At 51.2% G+C, this 21,558-nt stretch carries 25 protein-coding genes and 1 other RNA gene; 16 read left to right on the top strand and 10 right to left on the bottom strand.

Going from position 1 to position 21,558, the window contains the following annotated elements:
• Positions 1–7: 7 nt before the first annotated feature.
• From M8Q36_RS12205 to M8Q36_RS12175, 7 genes are all read left to right on the top strand, one after another.
• Positions 8–526 carry a phage major tail tube protein gene (locus tag M8Q36_RS12205; protein WP_020454793.1) on the top strand — a complete coding sequence of 173 codons (519 nt, stop codon included), beginning with the start codon at positions 8–10 and terminating at the stop codon, positions 524–526.
• Positions 527–586: 60 nt separating this feature from the next.
• On the top strand, positions 587–868 hold the full coding sequence (locus M8Q36_RS12200) for a phage tail assembly protein (protein WP_249881066.1): 282 nt from the start codon (positions 587–589) through the stop codon (positions 866–868).
• A gap of 32 nt (positions 869–900) precedes the next feature.
• Entirely contained in the window at positions 901–1,020 is a 120-nt protein-coding gene (locus tag M8Q36_RS12195; protein ID WP_017459930.1) for a GpE family phage tail protein, read from the top strand.
• Entirely contained in the window at positions 1,013–2,890 is a 1,878-nt protein-coding gene (locus M8Q36_RS12190; protein ID WP_249881065.1) for a phage tail tape measure protein, read from the top strand. Before M8Q36_RS12195 ends, M8Q36_RS12190 begins: the two co-directional genes overlap by 8 nt.
• A 14-nt stretch (positions 2,891–2,904) precedes the next feature.
• Positions 2,905–3,363, top strand: coding sequence for a phage tail protein (locus tag M8Q36_RS12185; RefSeq protein ID WP_249881064.1), 459 nt, complete (start codon positions 2,905–2,907; stop codon positions 3,361–3,363).
• A complete protein-coding gene (locus tag M8Q36_RS12180; RefSeq protein WP_249881063.1) occupies positions 3,363–4,499 on the top strand; it encodes a phage late control D family protein in 1,137 nt (378 codons plus the stop codon). The genes M8Q36_RS12185 and M8Q36_RS12180 overlap by 1 nt, the downstream gene beginning before the upstream one ends.
• 78 nt (positions 4,500–4,577) lie before the next feature.
• Positions 4,578–4,772, top strand: coding sequence for an ogr/Delta-like zinc finger family protein (locus M8Q36_RS12175; protein ID WP_020454798.1), 195 nt, complete (start codon positions 4,578–4,580; stop codon positions 4,770–4,772).
• Between the two features lie 308 nt (positions 4,773–5,080).
• Here M8Q36_RS12175 and rplS read toward each other — a convergent pair whose 3' ends face one another.
• From rplS to ffh, 5 genes are all read right to left on the bottom strand, one after another.
• Positions 5,081–5,428, bottom strand: coding sequence for a 50S ribosomal protein L19 (rplS, locus tag M8Q36_RS12170; RefSeq protein WP_004104634.1), 348 nt, complete (start codon positions 5,426–5,428; stop codon positions 5,081–5,083).
• Between the two features lie 41 nt (positions 5,429–5,469).
• Positions 5,470–6,237: a tRNA (guanosine(37)-N1)-methyltransferase TrmD gene (trmD, locus tag M8Q36_RS12165; protein ID WP_020454799.1), complete on the bottom strand. Its 768-nt coding sequence runs from the start codon at positions 6,235–6,237 to the stop codon at positions 5,470–5,472.
• Positions 6,238–6,267: 30 nt separating this feature from the next.
• Positions 6,268–6,816, bottom strand: a complete 549-nt coding sequence (rimM, locus tag M8Q36_RS12160) for a ribosome maturation factor RimM (protein ID WP_017459924.1) — start codon at positions 6,814–6,816, stop codon at positions 6,268–6,270.
• A gap of 18 nt (positions 6,817–6,834) precedes the next feature.
• Complete coding sequence (gene rpsP, locus M8Q36_RS12155) at positions 6,835–7,083, bottom strand: 30S ribosomal protein S16 (RefSeq protein ID WP_017459923.1); 249 nt, start codon at positions 7,081–7,083, stop codon at positions 6,835–6,837.
• A gap of 257 nt (positions 7,084–7,340) precedes the next feature.
• Positions 7,341–8,702: a signal recognition particle protein gene (gene ffh / locus M8Q36_RS12150; protein WP_017459922.1), complete on the bottom strand. Its 1,362-nt coding sequence runs from the start codon at positions 8,700–8,702 to the stop codon at positions 7,341–7,343.
• 166 nt (positions 8,703–8,868) lie between these two features.
• On the opposite strand from ffh, the gene M8Q36_RS12145 reads away from it, so the two are divergent.
• Both M8Q36_RS12145 and M8Q36_RS12140 read left to right on the top strand, forming a co-directional pair.
• The gene (locus M8Q36_RS12145) at positions 8,869–9,657 is read left to right on the top strand and encodes a cytochrome C assembly family protein (protein ID WP_249881062.1); all 789 of its coding nucleotides are present in this window, start codon (positions 8,869–8,871) and stop codon (positions 9,655–9,657) included.
• A 17-nt stretch (positions 9,658–9,674) separates the two neighbouring features.
• The gene (locus M8Q36_RS12140; RefSeq protein WP_025263874.1) at positions 9,675–10,961 is read left to right on the top strand and encodes an HlyC/CorC family transporter; all 1,287 of its coding nucleotides are present in this window, start codon (positions 9,675–9,677) and stop codon (positions 10,959–10,961) included.
• A 46-nt stretch (positions 10,962–11,007) separates the two neighbouring features.
• Here the strand turns inward: M8Q36_RS12140 and grpE are convergent, their stop codons facing one another.
• Positions 11,008–11,604, bottom strand: a complete 597-nt coding sequence (grpE, locus tag M8Q36_RS12135; protein WP_147271691.1) for a nucleotide exchange factor GrpE — start codon at positions 11,602–11,604, stop codon at positions 11,008–11,010.
• Positions 11,605–11,727: 123 nt separating this feature from the next.
• On the opposite strand from grpE, the gene nadK reads away from it, so the two are divergent.
• From nadK to bamE, 3 genes are all read left to right on the top strand, one after another.
• Positions 11,728–12,606 carry an NAD(+) kinase gene (nadK, locus tag M8Q36_RS12130; RefSeq protein ID WP_017459917.1) on the top strand — a complete coding sequence of 293 codons (879 nt, stop codon included), beginning with the start codon at positions 11,728–11,730 and terminating at the stop codon, positions 12,604–12,606.
• An 87-nt stretch (positions 12,607–12,693) separates the two neighbouring features.
• A complete protein-coding gene (gene recN / locus M8Q36_RS12125) occupies positions 12,694–14,355 on the top strand; it encodes a DNA repair protein RecN (RefSeq protein ID WP_249881061.1) in 1,662 nt (553 codons plus the stop codon).
• A 147-nt stretch (positions 14,356–14,502) separates the two neighbouring features.
• The gene (gene bamE, locus M8Q36_RS12120; protein WP_249881060.1) at positions 14,503–14,844 is read left to right on the top strand and encodes an outer membrane protein assembly factor BamE; all 342 of its coding nucleotides are present in this window, start codon (positions 14,503–14,505) and stop codon (positions 14,842–14,844) included.
• 136 nt (positions 14,845–14,980) lie between these two features.
• Here the strand turns inward: bamE and M8Q36_RS12115 are convergent, their stop codons facing one another.
• Positions 14,981–15,274, bottom strand: coding sequence for an RnfH family protein (locus M8Q36_RS12115; RefSeq protein ID WP_249881059.1), 294 nt, complete (start codon positions 15,272–15,274; stop codon positions 14,981–14,983).
• Positions 15,264–15,701 (bottom strand): type II toxin-antitoxin system RatA family toxin, encoded by a 438-nt coding sequence (locus M8Q36_RS12110; protein WP_249881058.1) that lies wholly within the window; start codon positions 15,699–15,701, stop codon positions 15,264–15,266. The genes M8Q36_RS12115 and M8Q36_RS12110 overlap by 11 nt, the downstream gene beginning before the upstream one ends.
• A gap of 158 nt (positions 15,702–15,859) precedes the next feature.
• On the opposite strand from M8Q36_RS12110, the gene smpB reads away from it, so the two are divergent.
• From smpB to M8Q36_RS12090, 4 genes are all read left to right on the top strand, one after another.
• Positions 15,860–16,342, top strand: a complete 483-nt coding sequence (smpB, locus tag M8Q36_RS12105; protein ID WP_017459912.1) for an SsrA-binding protein SmpB — start codon at positions 15,860–15,862, stop codon at positions 16,340–16,342.
• A gap of 407 nt (positions 16,343–16,749) precedes the next feature.
• Positions 16,750–17,114: a transfer-messenger RNA gene (gene ssrA, locus M8Q36_RS12100) on the top strand.
• Between the two features lie 847 nt (positions 17,115–17,961).
• Positions 17,962–19,014 (top strand): DUF262 domain-containing protein, encoded by a 1,053-nt coding sequence (locus M8Q36_RS12095; protein WP_249881057.1) that lies wholly within the window; start codon positions 17,962–17,964, stop codon positions 19,012–19,014.
• A gap of 9 nt (positions 19,015–19,023) precedes the next feature.
• Entirely contained in the window at positions 19,024–19,674 is a 651-nt protein-coding gene (locus M8Q36_RS12090; RefSeq protein WP_249881056.1) for a hypothetical protein, read from the top strand.
• A 162-nt stretch (positions 19,675–19,836) separates the two neighbouring features.
• Here the strand turns inward: M8Q36_RS12090 and M8Q36_RS12085 are convergent, their stop codons facing one another.
• Complete coding sequence (locus tag M8Q36_RS12085; protein WP_249881055.1) at positions 19,837–21,102, bottom strand: Y-family DNA polymerase; 1,266 nt, start codon at positions 21,100–21,102, stop codon at positions 19,837–19,839.
• 2 nt (positions 21,103–21,104) lie between these two features.
• Positions 21,105–21,527, bottom strand: coding sequence for a translesion error-prone DNA polymerase V autoproteolytic subunit (locus M8Q36_RS12080; RefSeq protein WP_249881054.1), 423 nt, complete (start codon positions 21,525–21,527; stop codon positions 21,105–21,107).
• Positions 21,528–21,558: the final 31 nt, after the last annotated feature.

The raw sequence follows: 21,558 nt of genomic DNA, 5'->3' as shown, positions 1-21,558 counted from the left end.
CTGATAAATGGCAATGCCGCGAAAACTGAAATACATGAACGTGTTCCTCAATGGCTACAGCTACCAGGGTGTCGCCAAATCCATCACGCTGCCAAAGCTGACCCGCAAACTGGAAAACTATCGAGGTGCAGGCATGAATGGCGTCGCGCCGATTGATATGGGTCTCGATGAAGAGGCGATGTCAATGGAGTGGTCGCTGGGCGGCTTCCCGGATGAAGCTATCTGGGAACTGTATGGCGCCACCAGCGCTGACGCGGTGCCAATCCGCTTCGCCGGTTCTTACCAGCGCGATGACACCGGGGAAACGGTGGCAGTGGAAGTGGTGATGCGTGGTCGCCAGAAAGAGATCGACACTGGCGAAAATAAGCCGGGTGAAGATACGGAATCCAAAATCTCCGTGGTTTGCACCTACTTCAAACTGACCATCGATGGCAAAGAGCTGGTGGAGATCGATACCGTCAACATGGTTGAAAAAGTGAACGGCGTCGATCGTCTCGAACAGCACCGCCGCAATATCGGCCTGTAATACCCCACCCGGTCAGCCTGGCTGGCCGGGTCTTCCCCCCGCAAAAGCAACGAGGATCGTATGAACCACGAAACAGATAACGTCATTACCCTGCAAAACCCGATTAAACGCGGCGAGCAGTCGATCAATTCCGTTACGCTGATGAAACCGAACGCCGGTACGCTGCGCGGCCTGAGCCTGGCGGCGGTGGCAAACGCCGAAGTAGACGCGCTGATTAAAGTGCTGCCGCGCATCACCTCCCCTTCACTTACCGAGCAGGAAGTGGGTGCGCTGGATCTGGCCGATATGGTGGCGCTGGCGGGCAAGGTGGTCGGTTTTTTGTCACCAGCTTCGGGACAGTAAATTTTCCGGCCAGGCTGTCGGTTGACGATCTGATGGCGGATATCGCGGTGATCTTCCACTGGCCGCCATCAGAGCTCTATCCCCTGAGTCTGAGCGAACTCATCACCTGGCGCGAAAAAGCGCTGCAGCGAAGCGGAAACACATATGAGTAACAGCGTAAATATCGAGGCCCTGCTCGCTGCTGTTGATCAGGCGAAGCGGCCCTTTCAAACCCTGCAGACGGCGAATGTGTCGCTGGCTGACGGTATCAAAGAGACGGAAAAAAACCTGCGTGGCCTGTATAGCCAGGCTGCGCAGATTGATGGATTTACCCGCACCCAGAGCGCGCTTAACGGCGTTAGCCAGCAGCTAAAGATCGCCAAAGCGAGCACGCAGGCGCTGGCCTTCGAACTGAAAAAAATCGATAACCCCAGTGCAGCGCAGTTAACCGCGCTGGATAAGGCGCGCGCCAACGTGAGCGCGCTCAAACAGCAGCACGACAGTTTGCAGTCGGTAAAAAACCAGCGGCAAACATTGCAACAAGCGGGGATCAGTACCCGTGCGCCTGCAACAGCGAAACAACGCCTGCAGCAGAACATCAGCAGCGCTACCGAGCAGCTGTCGAGCCAACAGCAAGCACTAAAGCAGGAGAACCGCCAGCAGCGACTGATGAAAATTAAAGAGAGCCAGCAGTCGATTCTGGGCGTGGCGGGGAAAGTATCCGCCGTTGGCAAGACCGGGATGTCGATAGCGACCACCGGATTTAACCTGGGCAAAAAATTGCTGCAGCCGGGATATGAAGCGTCACTGCAAACGCATCCAGCCGTGCCACCTGCAACACCGGGCAGCGATGCCGCTTCACTGCAAACTCGTACCGCCTTGCCGACGGCAACGCCGCGCAGCGCTGTTGCAACTCTGCAAACTCACACCGCAGCGCCGGGAACTGCCGCCGTAAGCCAGCAGCAGAGCGCGGGGAGCCTCGCACCGGCTGTCGCCGCCCGAAACAATAGTACCGGCGCTCCGGCGGCTGCGATGCAGAATAATGTCGGCAATCTTGGCACGGATTTAGCGGCGTTACAGGCGGCTTATCAATCCCTGAGTGTGGATATTTTCGCCACCCAGGAGTCGTCGCTACGCATGCTGGTACAGACTGCGACTGGTTATCTCGGGCAGCTTCAGCAGTGGGTGCAAAATAACCAGGGGCTGGTGCAAAGCTTTGGTCTGATAGCGACGGTGATCGTCGGCGTTGCAGGGGCAATCGGCACTGTCGCAAGCGTGATTGCGCCCGTCTTTACGGGGATCAGCACGCTTATCACCATTGCCACGACCTTCGGCAGCGTGTTTACCACGGTTTGTGGCGGGATCATGGCGGTTATCGGCGGACTCACCTGGCCAATTGTTGCCGTGGTGGCAGCCATCGCCGCTGGCGCTGCGCTGATTTATAAATACTGGGAGCCTATTAGCGCCTTTTTTAGCGGCGTGATTGAGGGGATCGTCGCGGCATTTGCCCCCATTGCAGAGATGTTTTCGCCATTACAGCCGGTTTTCGATGCCATCGGCGGTGCACTGCAAACGGTAAAAGAGACCTTTATCGCGCTGCTGACGCCAATCAAGGCCAGCGAGGAGACGCTCACTCAATTCGGCAACGTCGGGCAGATTATCGGTAAAGTTCTGGTTACTGCATTCACCTGGCCACTAACCCTTTTCCGTTCACTGAGCGAGAGCGCGACGGGGTTGCTGGAGACGCTGGGCATTATCGATAAGAAACCCGCACTGGCGCTCAAACCATCGATCGAGCAACCCGCCACAGGAGGGGTATCCAGCTATATCCAGCCCACAAGTTCGCAGCCGGGGTATAACGCTTACCAGGTGGCGCGCCCCTCAACCGGCAGCTCTTACCTCGACCAAAGCCGTACGGAATATAACGTCACGCTGCAGGGCGATGTCACGCCGGGCAGCAGCAACGAACGTTACCTGCAGGATCTGTTCCGCCAGGATGCCGATAACCGGCGCAACAACGCGTTATCCCAATTCAACCCGTAAGGAGAGTTCGCATTATGATGCTGGCATTGGGGCTTTTTGTTTTTATGCGGCAGACGCTGCCATTTCAGAATATGAGCCGGACCTCAGCGTTTAACTGGAAGAACAACGCGCGCGTGGGCAAGCGCGCGGCGTTTCAGTATATCGGTCCTGGGGAGGACACCATCGATATCACGGGTGCACTCTACCCGGAACTCACTGGCGGCGTGCTGTCACTTGCAGCGGTACGTCTGATGGCCGATCAGGGTCGCTCATGGCCGCTTATTGACGGAACCGGAATGATTTACGGCATGTATGTAATAAGCAGCGTCACCGAAAATGGTTCTGAGTATTACAGCGACGGTTCACCGCGCAAAATCACCTTCACGCTCAAACTTACGCGCGTTGATGAATCGCTGGAGGCTCTGGCGGGCGATCTTCAGGCCCAGGGGGAACAACTGTTCAGGGACCCGACGAAGATGCTGGGGAACATGTGATGATAGACGTACTCACCCAGGATTTGGGGCGAACAAGCGTCCCCCTGTTTACGCTTAAGCTAAAGCAGAAACAGCATGATCCGCAGAAAGCGCAAAAACAGCAAGTAAAAGACATAACCTACGATATTGCGCCTCGCCTGATAGCATTGACCGTCACCGATAATCGCGGGTTTGAAGCCGATACACTAACGCTAACGCTGGATGATGCCGACGGGAAAATCCAGATGCCGCAGCGCGGTAATGAGGTAAGTGTCGCTATTGGTCGACAAGGAGAACTGCTCACCAATATGGGCACGTTTACCATCGATCAGGTGACGCACCGGGGTACGCCGGATCAGGTGGTTGTTACCGGCCGCAGCGTCGATTTTCGCGGCAATATGAACAGCCCAAAAGAGTGGTCATGGCATGACACAACGCTTGGCGAAGTTGTCAAAGATATCGCCTGGCGTAATTCACTGAGCGCCAGTGTCGCGCCAGCGCTGGCAAATATAAAAATCGCCCATATCGACCAGTCTAATGAGTCCGACATTGGCTTTCTTACCCGGCTGGCAACTCGCAACGGTGCCGAAATCGCCGTGAAATCAGGTACGCTGATTTTCCTTGTTCCGGGCATGTGCGTTCGGGGCGGCAAGGTTGTTCCTTCGGTGACGATCACCCGCAGCGATGGCGACTCACACGAGTTTACCCTTGCCGATCGCGTAGCTTACAGCGGTGTGGTTGCCCACTGGCAAGATACCAGAACGCCAAAAGCGCAGACGAAGCAGGTAAAACTGACGCGCAAAACCGCGACAACCAGCAATGAAAAACAGGAAGCGACCGATTACGCCGCTGGATCAAAAGATAATATCTATACCCTACCGACGACGTACGCTTCTAAAGATGAAGCCATGCGGGCTGCAGAGGCGCAGTGGCAAGACATCCAGCGCAACGCGGCGAAATTTACGCTCACTCTTGCTCAGGGGCGCACCGATATCTCCGCAGAAAGCCCTGTGTATGTTTCAGGTTTTAAAGATGCGATCAACAACACGCCCTGGGTAATCAAAAAAGTGACACATGGTATTGATAGCAATGGTTTTATTAGCAAACTGGAGCTGGAGGTTCGGGTTGACGGCGTTGAATATGAAGTGCAGGAATAGCGTCAAATGCATTCTTTAACTTGCATTTGCAAGTTAAAGGGGTAATATAGCTGGCATATACACGAGGGAGAAACCACCATGATGCATTGCCCGGTATGCCAACAAGCGGCGCACGCGCGCTCCAGTCGCTATCTCAGTTCTGAAACCAAAGAGCGCTATCACCAGTGCCAGAATATTCACTGTGGTTGTACGTTCGTCACCCATGAGTCGCTGGCGCGTTACATTGTCCGCCCGCCAGCACTGCAAGTGAGCGCGTCCCCCGCCGGGAAGTAATCCGGCGAAGATACTCAAAAGCCTGCGCCAGCAGGTTTTTTATTTCTGTATCGATAGCGGGTAATGAGTAAATAGCTGCGTGGGCAATGTGTGGTCAAAAAGGGGATATGGGTTGCGCCCGGCAAGAGCGTGTCGGCATCTTCAAAAGAAGCGGCAGTTCTATGAAAGGTAAACCCAAAGGTAATAAAACAGAGCCAAAAGTGACGGGCGACTGCGCCAGACCGTGGTTTTCAGCGAACAAAAAAGGGGTTGGCATTACGCCAACCCCTTGTTTCATAACACGCTTTGGATGTAGCGTGTGCGCTATCTTAGTTAAGACGCTCTTTGATACGAGCAGACTTACCAGTACGCTCACGCAGGTAGTACAGTTTAGCTTTACGAACGGCACCACGACGTTTGACAGAGATGCTGTCAACTACCGGAGAGTGAGTCTGGAAGACACGCTCAACGCCTTCGCCGTTGGAAATTTTACGAACAGTGAATGCAGAGTGCAGACCGCGGTTACGAATAGCGATAACCACGCCCTCGAATGCCTGCAGACGTTTTTTGGAACCTTCAACAACCCATACTTTCACTTCCACGGTGTCACCCGGACGGAAGGAAGGTACGTCCTGCTTCATCTGCTCTTGTTCAAGTTGCTTAATAATGTTGCTCATAATTTAATCTCTTATCCTGGGTAAACTGATATTCGGGTGGCTTAAGCCATCCCATCATGTTTCTGTTGCTGTTGCGCGTGTTCCCGTTGGAACTCCGCCAGCAACCTTGCTTGCTCTTCAGTCAGAGCCAGGTTTTCCAGAAGTTCAGGTCTTCTAAGCCAGGTGCGGCCCAGCGACTGCTTCAAACGCCAGCGACGTATCTCGGCATGGTTCCCCGACAGTAATACCGCCGGTACTTCCATTCCTTCTAACACTTCAGGTCGGGTATAGTGTGGGCAGTCCAGCAACCCATCGGCAAAAGAATCTTCCGTTGCCGAAGCTTCATGCCCCAGTACCCCCGGAATAAACCGGGAAACCGAGTCAATCAGCGTCATCGCTGGTAACTCACCACCGCTGAGAACGTAATCGCCGATAGACCATTCTTCGTCAATCTCGGTTTGAATTACGCGCTCATCTATCCCTTCGTAGCGACCGCACACCAGAATCAGTTTCTGATTCGTTGCCAGTTCGCTGACGCCCGCTTGATCAAGCTTGCGCCCCTGAGGCGACAGATAAATCACTTTGGCGCCTTCGCCCGCCGCGGCTTTTGCTGCATGAATGGCGTCCCGTAACGGGTTCACCATCATTAACATCCCCGGTCCGCCGCCGTAAGGACGATCGTCCACGGTACGGTGCCGGTCGTGAGCGAAATCACGCGGACTCCAGCTCTGGATGCTCAGCAGGCCATTTTTTACTGCCCGGCCAGTTACCCCGTAGTCGGTAATCGCGCGGAACATTTCAGGAAACAGGCTAATTATGCCAATCCACATAGCGCCGTCTTTTACCGTATATCCGGAGGTTCAAAAACCAGGATCCCAATCTACTTCAATGGTTTGAGTAGTGAGATCGACTTTCTTGATAACCTGCCCATCGAGGAACGGAACCAACCGCTCCTTGATACCAAATGCATCTTTCAGGTTTGCCTTGATGACGAGAACGTCATTCGACCCGGTTTCCATCATATCGACGACTTTACCGAGGCTGTAACCTTCAGTAGTCACTACCTGGCAGCCCATCAGGTCTTTCCAGTAGTAGTCACCCTCTTCCAGTTCCGGCAACTGCGCGGAATCAACGACAATTTCACAATTGGTCAGCAGATTCGCGGCATCTCTGTCATCAACACCTTTCAGTTTGATGACGATGTCCTGATTGTGGTAGCGCCAGCTTTCCAGCTCAATGCTCTGCCACTGACCCGCCTTCTGGATAAACCAGGGCTGATAGTCAAAAATGCTTTCGGCGTCTTCGGTGGAGGAAAACACTCTGAGCCAACCACGAATTCCGTAAGAAGACCCCAGCTTGCCGACAATAATTGGCTCAACAGGGACCGGTGCGGCTTGTTGCTTGCTCATCATGACCACCGTGACAGATTAAGCTGCTTTCTGTGCTGCTTTGATCAGCGCGGAAACGCGATCGGAAACGGTAGCGCCCTGGCCAACCCAGTGCTGAATACGATCCAGATCCAGGCGGGTGCCTTCTTCTTTCTCGGAAGCGATCGGGTTGAAGAAACCAACGCGCTCAATGAAGCGACCGTTGCGTGCATTGCGGCTGTCAGTAACAACAACCTGGTAGAACGGACGCTTTTTAGCGCCGTGACGAGCTAAACGAATAGTTACCATAACATCCTCTTGTGTGAATAAAACACCAGGCCCCATCGAGGAACGGAGCCCGGTGTCATATTAAAAGCCCGAAAATTTTACTGATTTTGGGGGAAATTGCAATCAGGATAAAGTAAACAAGGGATATAAGGCGTATATCGGTGCAGCCAGTTTAGTTCCGGCGTGCGCACAGAAAGCGGAGCGTACACGTAGTACGTGAGCATTTCGAGCACACCCCGGGGCTAAAATGGCAAACAAGATAGCCTTATGCCCTTGTTTTAGCGACCCGGGAAACCAGGCGGCATCATCCCCTTCATCCCGCGCATCATCTTCGCCATCCCGCCCTTCTTCATTTTCTTCATCATGCGCTGCATGTCGTCGAATTGTTTGAGCAGACGGTTCACATCCTGCACCTGCATACCGCAGCCGGCGGCGATACGGCGTTTACGCGAACCTTTGATGATGTCCGGGTTGGCGCGCTCTTTCAGCGTCATGGAGTTAATGATCGCTTCCATACGCACCAGCACTTTGTCGTCCATTTGCGCTTTAACGTTGTCCGGGATTTGCCCCATGCCCGGCAGCTTGCCCATCAGGCTTGCCATACCGCCCATGTTTTTCATCTGGCGCAACTGCTCAAGGAAGTCGGTCAGATCGAAGCCGTCGCCCTTCTTCAGTTTATTCGCCAGTTTTTCAGCCTGCGCGCGGTCAACTTTGCTTTCGATATCTTCGATAAGCGACAACACGTCGCCCATGCCAAGGATGCGTGAGGCGATACGGTCCGGGTGGAACGGCTCCAGCGCTTCGGTTTTCTCGCCGACACCGAGGAATTTAATCGGCTTGCCGGTGATATGGCGAATGGAGAGCGCCGCGCCACCGCGCGCATCGCCGTCCACTTTGGTCAGCACCACGCCGGTCAGCGGCAGCGCTTCATTAAACGCTTTTGCGGTATTCGCGGCGTCCTGACCGGTCATGGCGTCGACGACAAACAGCGTTTCCACCGGCTTAATCGCCGCGTGAACCTGTTTGATCTCATCCATCATTGCTTCGTCGACATGCAGACGACCGGCGGTATCCACCAGCAGCACATCGTAGAATTTCAGCTTCGCTTCTTTCAGCGCGGCGTTAACAATGTCGACCGGTTTTTGCGCGACGTCAGAAGGGAAGAAATCGACGTCAACCTGCTGCGCCAGCGTCTCCAGCTGCTTGATCGCCGCCGGACGGTAAACGTCGGCAGAAACGACCATCACTTTTTTCTTGTGCTTTTCGCGCAGAAACTTACCGAGCTTACCGACGCTGGTGGTTTTACCCGCACCTTGCAGACCCGCCATCAGCACTACCGCAGGCGGCTGCGCGGCGAGGTTCAGGCTCTGGTTCTCTTCGCCCATCGCCGCAACCAGTTCATTGCGCACGATTTTGACGAATTCCTGGCCTGGCGTCAGGCTCTTGTTCACTTCATGACCAACCGCCTTCTCTTTTACGCGGTTGATAAAATCACGCACCACCGGCAGCGCAACGTCCGCTTCCAGCAGCGCCATACGCACTTCGCGCAGGGTGTCTTTGATGTTGTCTTCAGTGAGGCGTCCACGGCCACTGATATTGCGCAGGGTGCGCGACAAACGATCGGTTAAATTATCAAACATTGTCTCTCGCCTGAGGTGATACGATGGCCGCCAGCGCGACGCATAACAGAAATTTCCCGGAGTATAACATGAAGACATTGCTCCTGTATGTGATGCAACTGTTGGAGCCAACGTCACGTAACGTTATACTGCTTTCCTTTCTTCTTCAGTCAACTGCCGACATCCTATGCCCGTTTTTGCCCTGATCGCTCTTGTTGCCTACTCAATCAGCATTGCGCTGATCGTTCCCAGCCTGCTGCAAAAAAACAGCGGCTGGCGCAGAATGGCCATCCTTTCGGCGGTAATCGCACTTATTTGCCACGGTTTCGGCTTAAAAGAACGCCTGTTCCCGGGTGATGGCGGGCAGAACCTGAGCCTGCTGAATGTCGGTTCGCTGGTCAGCCTGATGATCTGTACGGTAATGACCATTGTGGCGTCGAAAAATCGCGGCTGGCTGCTGCTGCCGATTGTCTATACCTTCGCGTTAATCAACCTTGCTTTCGCCGTTTTTGTGCCCAATGAGTACATCACGCATCTGGAAGCCACGCCGGGCATGATGGTGCATATTGGCCTGTCGCTCTTTGCCTATGCCACACTGATCATTGCGGCAATGTACGCGCTGCAACTGGCCTGGATTGACTATCAACTGAAGAATAAACGGCTGGCGTTCAGCAACGAAATGCCGCCGCTGATGGTGATTGAGCGCAAAATGTTCCACATCACCCAGGTTGGCGTTGTGCTGCTGACGCTGACGCTATGCACCGGCCTGTTCTTTATGCAGAACCTGTTCAGCATGGAAAATATCGACAAAGCGGTGCTCTCAATCATCGCCTGGTTTGTCTACATTGTTCTGCTTTGGGGCCATTATCATGAGGGCTGGCGCGGCCGCAGGGTCGTCTGGTTCAACGTTGCAGGCGCGGGGATTTTAACGCTGGCCTATTTTGGCAGCCGCATTCTGCAACAGTTCACGAGCTAAACACAAAGGAGTTCCCCCTGGAACACATCTCCACCACGACGCTGATTATTACGCTAATCATCATGGTCGTGGTTTCGGCCTATTTTTCCGGTTCCGAAACCGGAATGATGACACTCAACCGCTACCGCTTGCGCCACTTAGCCAAGCAGGGTAACCGCGCGGCAAAACGCGTAGAAAAGCTGCTGCGTAAACCCGACCGCCTGATAAGCCTGGTGCTGATTGGTAACAACCTCGTCAATATTCTGGCGTCGGCAATTGGCACCATTGTTGGCATGCGCCTGTATGGCAATGCTGGCGTCGCTATCGCCACCGGCGTGCTGACCTTTGTGGTGCTGGTGTTCGCCGAAGTCCTGCCAAAAACTATCGCCGCGCTCTACCCGGAGAAAGTGGCCTTTCCCAGCAGTTTCCTGCTGGCGCCGCTGCAAGTCATCATGATGCCGCTGGTGTGGTTGCTGAACGGCGTGACGCGCGTGCTGATGCGCATGGTGGGTATTAAAGCGGATGTGGTGGTCAGCGGCGCGCTCAGCAAAGATGAGCTGCGCACCATTGTGAACGAGTCACGCTCGCAAATTTCCCGCCGCAACCAGGACATGTTGCTGTCGATTCTCGATCTGGAAAAAGTCAGCGTTAACGACATCATGGTGCCGCGCAACGAAATTGTCGGCATTGATATCAACGACGACTGGAAAGCCATTGTTCGCCAGCTCACGCACTCGCCGCACGGTCGCATTGTGCTCTACCGCGATTCGCTGGATGACGCCATCAGCATGCTGCGTGTGCGCGAAGCCTACCGGTTAATGACGGAGAAAAACGAGTTCACCAAAGAGGTGATGCTGCGCGCCGCCGATGAAATCTACTATGTCCCGGAAGGTACGCCGCTGAGCGTGCAACTGGTGAAATTCCAGCGCAATAAAAAGAAAGTCGGCCTGGTGGTCGATGAATATGGCGATATTCAGGGGCTGGTGACGGTCGAGGATATTCTGGAAGAGATTGTTGGCGACTTTACCACGTCCATGTCGCCTGCGCTGGCGGATGAAGCCACGCCGCAAAATGACGGCTCGGTGATCATCGACGGCAGCGCCAACGTGCGCGAACTGAATAAAGCCTTTAACTGGCGCTTACCGGAAGATGAAGCCCGCACCATTAACGGCATGCTGCTGGAAGCGCTGGAAGAGATCCCGGCGGTGGGTACGCGTGTCCGTATTGAGCAGTACGACATCGATATTCTCGACGTGCAGGACAATATGATTAAGCAGGTTCAGGTGATCCCGGTGAAAGCACTGCGGGAAAGCGTCGCCGAATAAGCGAAAAAAAACCCTCTCCGGACGGAGAGGGTTTATCTAAAAAAAGTTACGCCTTCGCTTTAGCAACGGTCACCATCGCTGCGCGAATAGTGCGGCCGTTTAAAGTGTAACCTTTTTGCATCACGCCCAGCACTTTACCCGCGGCAATCTCTTCAGATTCCACCATGGCAATCGCCTGATGCACGTTTGGATCCAGCGGAACGTCGGTTTCAGCAATCACTTCCACGCCGAATTTCTTCACCACATCCAGCATGTTTTTCAGCGTCAGTTCAATGCCTTCAACCATCGGTGCCATCTCGGCGTTGTTTTTGTCCGCCACTTCCAGTGCGCGATCCAGGCTATCGATAACCGGCAGCAGTTCATTGACGAACTTCTCCAGCGCGAATTTATGCGCTTTCTCGATATCCTGTTCGGTACGGCGACGCAGGTTTTCCATTTCCGCTTTAACGCGTAAAACAGTTTCGCGCTCGCGGCTTTCCGCTTCAGCTAACTGCGCTTCAAGGTTCGCAATTTTCTCATCGCGCGGATCCACCTGCCCAGCAGAATCGTCAGACTCAACAACTGCCTCAACTTCGTCGTGCTGTTCCATGATAATTTCTTCCGGGGCTTGCCCGTCAGGCGTTTTCTGTTCTTTACTACTCATGAATTTCTCCGCGTTTTTTTGCATTCATCTCGCTAACCTGCATTATTATGGGGATCAGTTTCCGGGATTCAAGGGAACGTGACAGATTGTCATCATTTCATTCGCCACAAGGACCTCCAGAAAATGACCCATCATTTCAAGTGTATTGGTATTGTCGGGCATCCACGGCACCCTACCGCACTGACCACACATGAAATGTTATATCGCTGGTTAAGCGCCAAAGGTTATGACGTCATTGTCGAACAACAGATTGCCCAGGAATTGCAGCTCAATCATGTGAAAACCGGTACGCTGGCAGAAATCGGTCAACAAGCCGATCTCGCGGTGGTTGTCGGCGGCGACGGTAATATGCTGGGCGCGGCGCGCACGCTGGCGCGCTATGATATCAAGGTTATTGGGATTAACCGCGGCAACCTCGGTTTTCTCACCGATCTCGATCCCGACAACGCGCAGCAACAGCTGGCAGACGTGCTGGAAGGTCATTATATCGCTGAAAAACGTTTTTTGCTGGAAGTGCAGGTCTGCCAGCAAGAGTGCCAGAAACGTATCAGCACCGCGATCAACGAAGTGGTACTCCACCCGGGCAAAGTTGCCCATATGATTGAATTTGAAGTCTATATCGACGAAGTTTTTGCCTTTTCCCAGCGTTCGGACGGGCTGATTATCTCAACCCCTACCGGTTCCACCGCCTATTCACTCTCCGCCGGCGGGCCGATTCTGACGCCATCGCTGGATGCTATCACGCTGGTACCGATGTTCCCGCACACGTTGTCTGCGCGCCCGCTGGTAATAAACAGCAGCAGCACTATTCGCCTGCGCTTTTCCCATCGTCGCAGCGATCTGGAAGTGAGCTGCGATAGTCAAATCGCGTTGCCGATTCAGGAAGGCGAAGATGTGTTAATCCGCCGCTGCGACTATCACCTCAACCTTATTCACCCTAAAGATTACAGCTATTTCAATACGTTAAGCTCTAAACTTGGCTGGTCGAAAAAATTGTTCTGAAAATCATCGCACAACGCTTTACTGTATATAAAACCAGTTTATACTGTACGAAAACACAGTTATGGTTTTTCATACAGGAAAGCAACCATGTTGGCACAACTGACCATCAGTAATTTTGCTATCGTTCGTGAGCTCGAGATTGATTTTCACAGCGGGATGACAGCTATTACCGGCGAAACCGGGGCGGGTAAATCGATTGCCATTGATGCGCTCGGGCTATGCCTTGGCGGCCGTGCGGAAGCCGACATGGTACGCGCTGGCGCGCCGCGCGCCGACCTGTGCGCCCGCTTCGCGCTGAAAGACACCCCAGCCGCCCAACGCTGGCTCGAAGAAAACCAGCTCGAAGATGGGCGTGAGTGTTTACTTCGCCGTGTGATCAGCAGCGACGGGCGCTCCCGTGGTTTTATCAACGGCACGGCGGTGCCGCTTTCCCAGTTGCGCGAGCTGGGTCAGTTACTCATTCAGATCCATGGTCAGCACGCGCATCAGCTTCTTATTAAGCCCGAGCAGCAGAAAAACCTGCTCGACGGCTACGCCGGTGAGTATGCGCTCACTCAGCAAATGACCGAACACTACCGTGCCTGGCATCAAAGCTGCCGCGAGCTGGCTCAGCATCAACAGCAAAGCCAGGAGCGCGCCGCCCGCGCAGAGCTTTTGCACTATCAATTGAAAGAGCTGAACGAATTTAACCCGCAGCCAGGTGAGTTCGAGCAGATTGATGAAGAGTACAAACGCCTCGCCAACAGCGGGCAGTTGCTGTCTACCAGCCAGCATGCCCTGAATGTGCTGGCAGACGGGGAAGAGGCCAATCTGCAAAGCCAGCTCTATACCGCACGTCAGTTGCTTGGCGAACTGGCAGGTATGGACACTCGTCTCTCTGGCGTGCTGGATATGCTCGAAGAAGCTGCTATTCAGATTAGCGAAGCCAGCGATGAGCTGCGCCACTACTGCGACCGCTTAGATCTTGATCCAAACCGTCTGTACGAACTGGAACAGCGTATCTCACGACAGATTTCGCTGGCGCGCAAACATCACATCAGTCCGGAAGAGTTGCCTCAATTCCACCAGTCGCTGCTTGATGAGCAGCAACTGCTCGACGATCAGGCTGATTCCCAGGAAACCCTGGCGCTGGCTGTCACGCATCACCACCAGCTCGCGCTGGCGACCGCCCAGCAGTTGCATGAGCAGCGAGTGAAATATGCGCAGGAACTCGGCGAATTGATTACCGAAAGCATGCATGCGCTCTCCATGCCGCATGGCGTGTTTACCATTGATGTGGCGTTTGATGCCCATTCGCTGACAGCTGAAGGTGCCGATCGCATCGAATTTCGTGTGACCACCAACCCCGGACAACCGTTGCAATCAATCGCTAAAGTCGCCTCCGGTGGTGAACTGTCGCGTATTGCGCTGGCTATCCAGGTGATCACCGCGCGGAAAATGGAAACGCCGGCGCTGATTTTCGATGAAGTCGACGTTGGCATCAGCGGCCCGACAGCCGTGGTTGTAGGCAAGCTGTTGCGCCAGTTGGGTGAATCCACGCAGGTAATGTGCGTAACGCACCTGCCGCAGGTTGCCGGTTGTGGCCATCATCACTTCTTTGTCAGCAAAGAAACGGATGGTGCAATGACCGAAACGCATATGCAGCCGCTGGATAAACGCGCCCGATTGCAGGAGCTGGCACGCCTGCTTGGCGGTAGTGAAGTGACCCGCAACGCGCTGGCGAACGCCAAAGAGCTGCTGGCAGCGTAAACTTTTTTGTAATATGACGGTCAGAGTTCTCGACAAAATCGACAACAGACCCGCCGGCAAAGGTTTTAAACTGGCGAAAGGTCTATTATCATCGGCATATTACATATGAGCCACGTATTGTTCGGGCCGAAAAGGAATCAAATCACTATGCGCTGTAAAATGCTGACTGCTGCCGCAGCGGTTCTTCTGATGTTGACCGCAGGTTGCTCTACCGTAGAACGCGTGGTTTACCGTCCTGATATCAATCAGGGGAACTACCTGACGCCAAACGATGTTTCTAAAATCCGCGTAGGTATGACGCAACAGCAGGTTGCTTATGCACTGGGTACGCCGATGATGACCGATCCGTTTGGCAGTAACACCTGGTTCTACGTGTTCCGCCAGCAGCCGGGTCATGAAGATGTTTCCCAGCAAACCCTGACGCTGACTTTCAGCAGCAATGGCGTATTGACCAATATGGATAACAAACCTGCGCTGACCAAAAGCTAAGGTTGCAGAAATGCAAAAAGGTGCTCAATGAGCACCTTTTTTGTTTGAGTTGGTTTGAGTCATTTATGTCGGCTCTTTTCCCGTCGTGTTCGGGCTGTTACTCACCGGCGCCGGGAACAAAACCCACGCTATCAGCTTACGCTTTCTTAGATGACTTCTCAGCGCGCTGGCGGCGCAACTCTTTCGGATCGGCAATCAACGGGCGGTAAATCTCTACGCGATCGCCGTCGTGCACAGCATCGTGCAATTTCACCGGGCGGCTGTAAATACCGACCTTATTCACCTTCAGATCAATATCATCACGCAGCTCGAGCAAACCGGAAGCAAGTATCGCCTGCTCAACGGTTGCGCCCTCTTCCAGCGTCACCCGCTGAAGATACTGTTTCTCCGGCAGTGCGTAAGCCACTTCTACAGCAATATTACCCGGCACGGTAAACCTCTTTCGCCCGGTGCGTAAACGCCTGCACCATGTTTGCCGCCAGCTCTTTAAAGATGCGGCCAAACGCCAGCTCAATCAGCTTATTGGTAAATTCAAAATCAAGCTGGAACTCAATCCGGCAAGCCTCGGCGCTCAGCGGGGTAAATTTCCACCCGCCAATCAGCGACTTGAAAGGACCATCGACCAGATGCATCAAAATGCTTTGATTAGTGTTCAGCGTATTACGCGTGGTAAACGTTTTACTGATCCCGGCTTTGGAAACATCCACCGCCGCAGTCATTTGCGTCGGCCCGGATTCCAGCACCCGGCTGCCAGTACAGCCAGGTAAAAACTGCGGGTAAGATTTTACATCATTCACTAACTTGTACATTTGTTCCGCGCTGTAAGGCACCAGCGCAGTACGGCTAATCTGAGGCATATCGTTTTCCGCGTTCACACAATCGTCAAATAATACCATTTCCCCAGGTTGAAAGGAAAACGCAATGCCCTAACTCATGCTAAGATAACCGGCTAAACCTCACAGGACGCAATGAGGTCAGTTTCAGATATCAGATTACCGGATGGCTTCACGACACTATGACGAAGAAAAAAGCATATAAACCAGGTTCAGCCACCATTGCGCTGAATAAGCGCGCCCGCCATGAATACTTTATCGAAGAGGAATTTGAGGCCGGGCTGGCACTGCAAGGCTGGGAAGTAAAATCCTTACGCGCCGGTAAAGCAAACATTGGCGACAGCTACGTTATTCTGAAAGACGGCGAAGCCTTTCTGTTTGGCGCAAACTTTACGCCGCTGACCGTAGCTTCCAGCCACTACGTTTGCGATCCGACTCGCACACGCAAGCTGCTGCTTAACCAGCGCGAACTCGATTCACTCTACGGTCGCATTAACCGCGAAGGTTATACCGTAGTGGCGCTGTCGCTGTACTGGAAAAACGCCTGGTGCAAAGTGAAAATCGGCGTGGCGAAAGGTAAGAAACAGCACGACAAGCGCACCGATCTGAAAGAGCGCGAATGGCAGTTGGATAAAGCTCGTATTATGAAAAACGCCGGGCGTTAGTCACGCCCGCTACGCCCTCTCATGCCGGGAGAGGGCCCCGAACGCCTCTCAATACCTCATTCAATGTTTTTATAGATAATCCAGCTCCGATTTTGATTTCCACATTGGCAAACATCCCCGCAGACCAGGAAAGATTTTCCAGTGCGGTTGGCCAGCTAAGTGCTCCTTGTGCGCGCGTAATCACCACCATAGAGCAATCAACCACAGACGATCGGATCAATTCCATACGGTCTAGTACGTTAGCCGTCTGGTGTGAACGCTTTGTTTGCATAGAGCAATAACAAATACGGTATGATCGTCTTCGATAGCTGCGGACAAATACTAACCAGATTTCCCTCCTCAAAAGTCATTGTGATATGGACTGGAATGGCACGTCATAAATCTGTTATACTCACCGTCACACTTTTGGGGCTGATTCTGGATTCGACGGGATTCGCGAAACCCAAGGTGCATGCCGAGGGGCGGTTGGCCTCGTAAAAAGCCGCAAAAAAAATAGTCGCAAACGACGAAAACTACGCTTTAGCAGCTTAATAACCTGCTTAGAGCCCTCTCTCCCTAGCCTCCGCTCTTAGGACGGGGATCAAGAGAGGTCAAACCCAAAAGAGATCGCGTGGATGCCCTGCCTGGGGTTGAAGCGTTAAAATTAATCAGGCTAGTTTGTTAGTGGCGTGTCCGTCCGCAGCCGGCAAGCGAAATTAAAGACTGGACTAAGCATGTAGTACCGAGGATGTAGGAATTTCGGACGCGGGTTCAACTCCCGCCAGCTCCACCAAATATACATGGACAGTGGCAGGACAGAGTTTAAAAAAACAGTAAGTTAGCCACTTATCCCGGACGGTGACCGGACACCAAAGGGACAAAAAAAGGATACGTAAAGGAGCCGCGGCTCCCGCGTAATAAAAAAGCCTGCTCGTGCAGGCTTTTTTGTACGTTGGAATTTATCTTCACCGAGCACTAATTTACTTTTATAGTGATAAAACATTAAGTATCCCTGCTATACAAACGATTGTAAATCAGACGCGTTATCTCACATAAGCAAAAAGTTAATTTAACTATTCAGAGTACTAATTTAAAAATCACTCATTTCCTTTCAATGGCTTATGGCTGACATAGTCGGTGGTTGGCTGCATTCAAGACAGCCTTTAATATAGCAAAGGAATTAATAAATACAGGAGCAGGACATTCTTAATAAGCAAAACATAACATCATTTCACAGTGTAATAGCGTTTTTTTAACATAATTATCCAGCAAGTACACCTTACAACCCATTCATTATCGATAAAACGCCACAGGTTTTAAGGTATATTTACCGTATATAGCCATTTTGATTTAAAATTACACCGTATTTTAATCAAAAATTATGTATATATAGTGGTATTTAATTAGTAAAGATCTTTACATTTACATTAAAGTTGTGACTATTAAATTATAATTAACTTACCCAGAATCCTAGGATGATCGCAACTGTCCTGATGCAAGGAATCTTTTATCAAAGTTTAATCTTTTACTTCTCGTTACTAAAGAACTCAGTAATTGCATAAAAATATTGCTTTTTGGAAAAAATGCGCGCATTATAGTAAACATTTATTATTTTTCTCTTTTAAATAAAAGGCTTTATAATGAACACCAATGTCGGCCAAATAACACTCATCGATTTAATATCTATGCTTGAAAGAAAAGAGCTTATAGTAAACAAAGATTATCAGCGAGGTAATGGTATTTGGCCTGATTTCGCGAAAAGCTATTTTATTGATACTATCCTTGAAAACTACCCGTTTCCGAAGATTTATTTATATCAAGCTTTTGATAAAACCAGCGATAGGCCAATAAAAGAAATTGTTGATGGCCAACAAAGGGTAACAACACTTATTGATTTCTATCGCAATAAATTCCCCCTAACATCGGCGTCCAAAAAATATAGCGGAATGAGATTTAGTGATTTACCAGAAGATGCCAAAAGAAATTTCATTAGTTTTCAGATTGAGACATCTACAATTTATTCTGCCAGCAGAGCTGAATTATTGGAAATGTTTCGCAGAATGAATGCTTATACGTCACCACTATCATCTGCAGAAAAGAGACATGCTACTTTTCAAGGTAAATTTAAATGGTTTATTGTCGAAAAGGCTGACGCTCATGCTGAACTATTAGAACTTTATGGGATTTTATCATCAAAAGTTTTAGCTCGTATGGGTGACGCAGAGTTTATTGCTGATCTTGCAGTCGTTTTGGATAGAGGCATTACCAGTAAAGGTGTAGCTGTAATTGAGAATATCTATAAAAAATATGATTCAGAATTCAACTCAGAAGCTGAATTCGATGAAAAAATAGACTACTTCTTTAATTTACTCCGGACTGATCTTAATGCTCTCCGTGAGTCCTTTATTATGAAATCATATGCAATACATTCATTGTTTTGTGCGCTTATGGCACTGAAGTTCGGTTTCCCTGGTAGTGAGGATTTTGAAGAAGAGCTTGGCTTTACTGCAGATGACAAGTTTAAGCCTGATTTTGACAGAGCCATTCCTATCTTAATGGCTATGGCCGATGCTCATGAAGTCCAAGACGAAGATGGAGAGTATGGTGAGTATGTTGGTGCATGTCTATCAACAACTACAAAACAACTTCAGCGAACAACTAGAACTAAAGAGCTGATTAAAGCTTTTTTATAAGGCTCTAACATGAACGAATTATATAAAAGCTTTATTAGTAGATGTAATGTTTACCAGCATAAAGTTGATTCGTTGCGTATTTCCAGACCTAGTATGGATGAATGGACGTTCAACCGCTTAACTGAAGGATTAATGTCAGATATTTGGCAGCATTGGTGTCATTTTTGCAGAAAACTGATTCATAATTCCTGCCGGGGATCTATATGCTTAGATCGTAAAATTGTATCTCCTAGACTTATATCTCTTGATAACTCATGGGAGCGGCTAGGTTACGAAGCGAAAAGAAGAAATCAGCATAAGACTATAAATGGGCATCACAGCTTTCTTGTTCGTAATGAGCCTACTTGGGGTGATATTGATAATATAGTCGATATCATTATCGCCCTAGATCCTACCAATAAAAATCAGCTTTTATCGGCCTTTGGCATGAGCCTAAAGGATATAAATCATTTACAGTTGGCTAGAAATGCTGCCGCTCATAAAAATGTTGAGACCATGAGTAACCTTTCTCATGATATGATATTATATTATAATTTCACTCAACTGAAAAACCCTAGTGATCTTGCTTGGTCAATTAGACAAGGAACAACAAGCCTAGCATTTTATGTTTGGATTTATCAAATGAAAACCATCGCATATCATGCTGTCAGGACATGTTAGATATATAAACCTAACCACCGATCATCAGCCCACTAATGGGCTGATAATTATAAAATTTTAAACTCATCATAACTTTGATAAGTAACTCATCGCTAATTTAATATATTTTTAAGAAAAATGATATTTGTGCATTACATAAGAAAATTTCGGATACGTTTATATTTATCTGACAAGTAATAAGTCTGAAAAACGCGTCGTATACCGGGGCGACAGCATATCGCGCTTCATCTGCCATTGCGGCTGTATGCCCTGCCCGGCAAAATACAGAGTTCCCCTGCCATCTTTCGCATTGAGCTGATCCAATACGGTCATCAGCTTTTCACTGTCCGCGCGCGGTGCGTTATCGTCAAATAGATTAAGCTGCGCGACGCCCTGGCTGAAAAAGTCGCCGAGAATGACACTTGCTTTCTGGTAGCGGTAGCCATCTTTCCATATTGCGTCCAGGCAGCGGGTTGCCGCTCCGATTATGTCCCTGCTGTCTTGTGTTGGCGTAAGTAGTTTTACCGACGCGCTGTTGCCGTAGTACGGCTCGTTTAATGCAAACGGGCTTGTCTTAACGAAAGCGGAGATAAACCGGCAATACTGATGCTCACCGCGTAGCTTCTCTGCCGCCCTGCTTGCGTAGCTGCATATCGCCTGGCGCATTTCATCGTAGTCGGTGATTCGTCCACCAAAAGAACGTGAGCAGACAATCTCCTGCTTTGCCGGCGCAAATTCCTCAAGATCGAGACACGGTTCACCGCGCAGCTCCCGCACCGTTCGCTCGAGCACGACATTAAAATGCTTGCGGATAATCCAGGTGCTTTGTTCCGATAGTTCAAGCGCGGTTTTAATGCCCAGAGCGTTCAGCTTCTTACTGATGCGCCTCCCGACGCCCCAGACATCCTCAACCGGAACAAGAGCCAGCAACCGGCGCTGGCGGTCGATGTTGGACAAATCAACCACGCCGCCGGTCTGCTGCTGCCACTTTTTCGCGGCGTGATTGGCCAGCTTCGCCAGGGTTTTGGTTTGCGCTATGCCGACGCCGACAGTCAGGTGAGTGCGCTTCAGCACGGTCGCGCGTATCTCGCGCCCAAAGTCAGTTAAATCACGACAATTACGGACGCCGGTCAGGTCGCAAAAGGCTTCATCGATTGAGTATATTTCCACGCGAGGGCTCATCTCTTCCAGGGTGGTCATCACCCTGTTTGACATGTCCGCGTACAACTCGTAATTGCTGCTGAATGCGACGATACCGTGGCGCCGGAACGCCTCTTTCTGTTTGAAGTAAGGCTCCCCCATCACCACGAAAGGTTTCGCTTCGGCACTGCGGGCGATCACGCAGCCATCGTTATTCGAAAGAACGACGACTGGACGCCCTTTCAAATCAGGACGAAAGACGGTTTCGCACGACGCGTAAAAGCTGTTCACATCGCACAGCGCAAACATGATCAGCTTGCCGGTTTGACGATAAAAGTCACGACACCGAAGATATCCAGGGTGTCTTCGCTTGTTACCCGGATCGGACTGTATGCCGAATTCATTGGGTTGAGCTGAATGGTTGGTCTGAGCTGGAGGCGCTTCACAGTGAATTCGCCATCGACCGCCGCGATCACAATATCGCCGTGCTGCGCGGTGCGCGAACTGTCAACCACCAGCAGATCTCCGTCGCCGATTCCGCCATCAATCATGGAATCCCCCGCAGCTTTGACGAAATACGTTGCGCTGGGGCGCTGCACAAGGAGTTCGTTAAGGTCAATTCGCTGCTCAACATAATCCGCTGCCGGGCTGGGAAACCCGCACTGAACAAGGTCGCTGAAGAGCGGGAGCGCGACAACTGCGCGCGGAAAATCTGCTGGTTTAATGAATTGCATAGTGTAGCCCTGCTTAATACTGTTTTTATAT

It is taken from the genome of Kosakonia sp. R1.Fl (assembly GCF_023516815.1).
Taxonomy (GTDB): Bacteria; Pseudomonadota; Gammaproteobacteria; order Enterobacterales; family Enterobacteriaceae; genus Kosakonia.
This window is presented reverse-complemented; position numbering and strand designations above follow the sequence as displayed.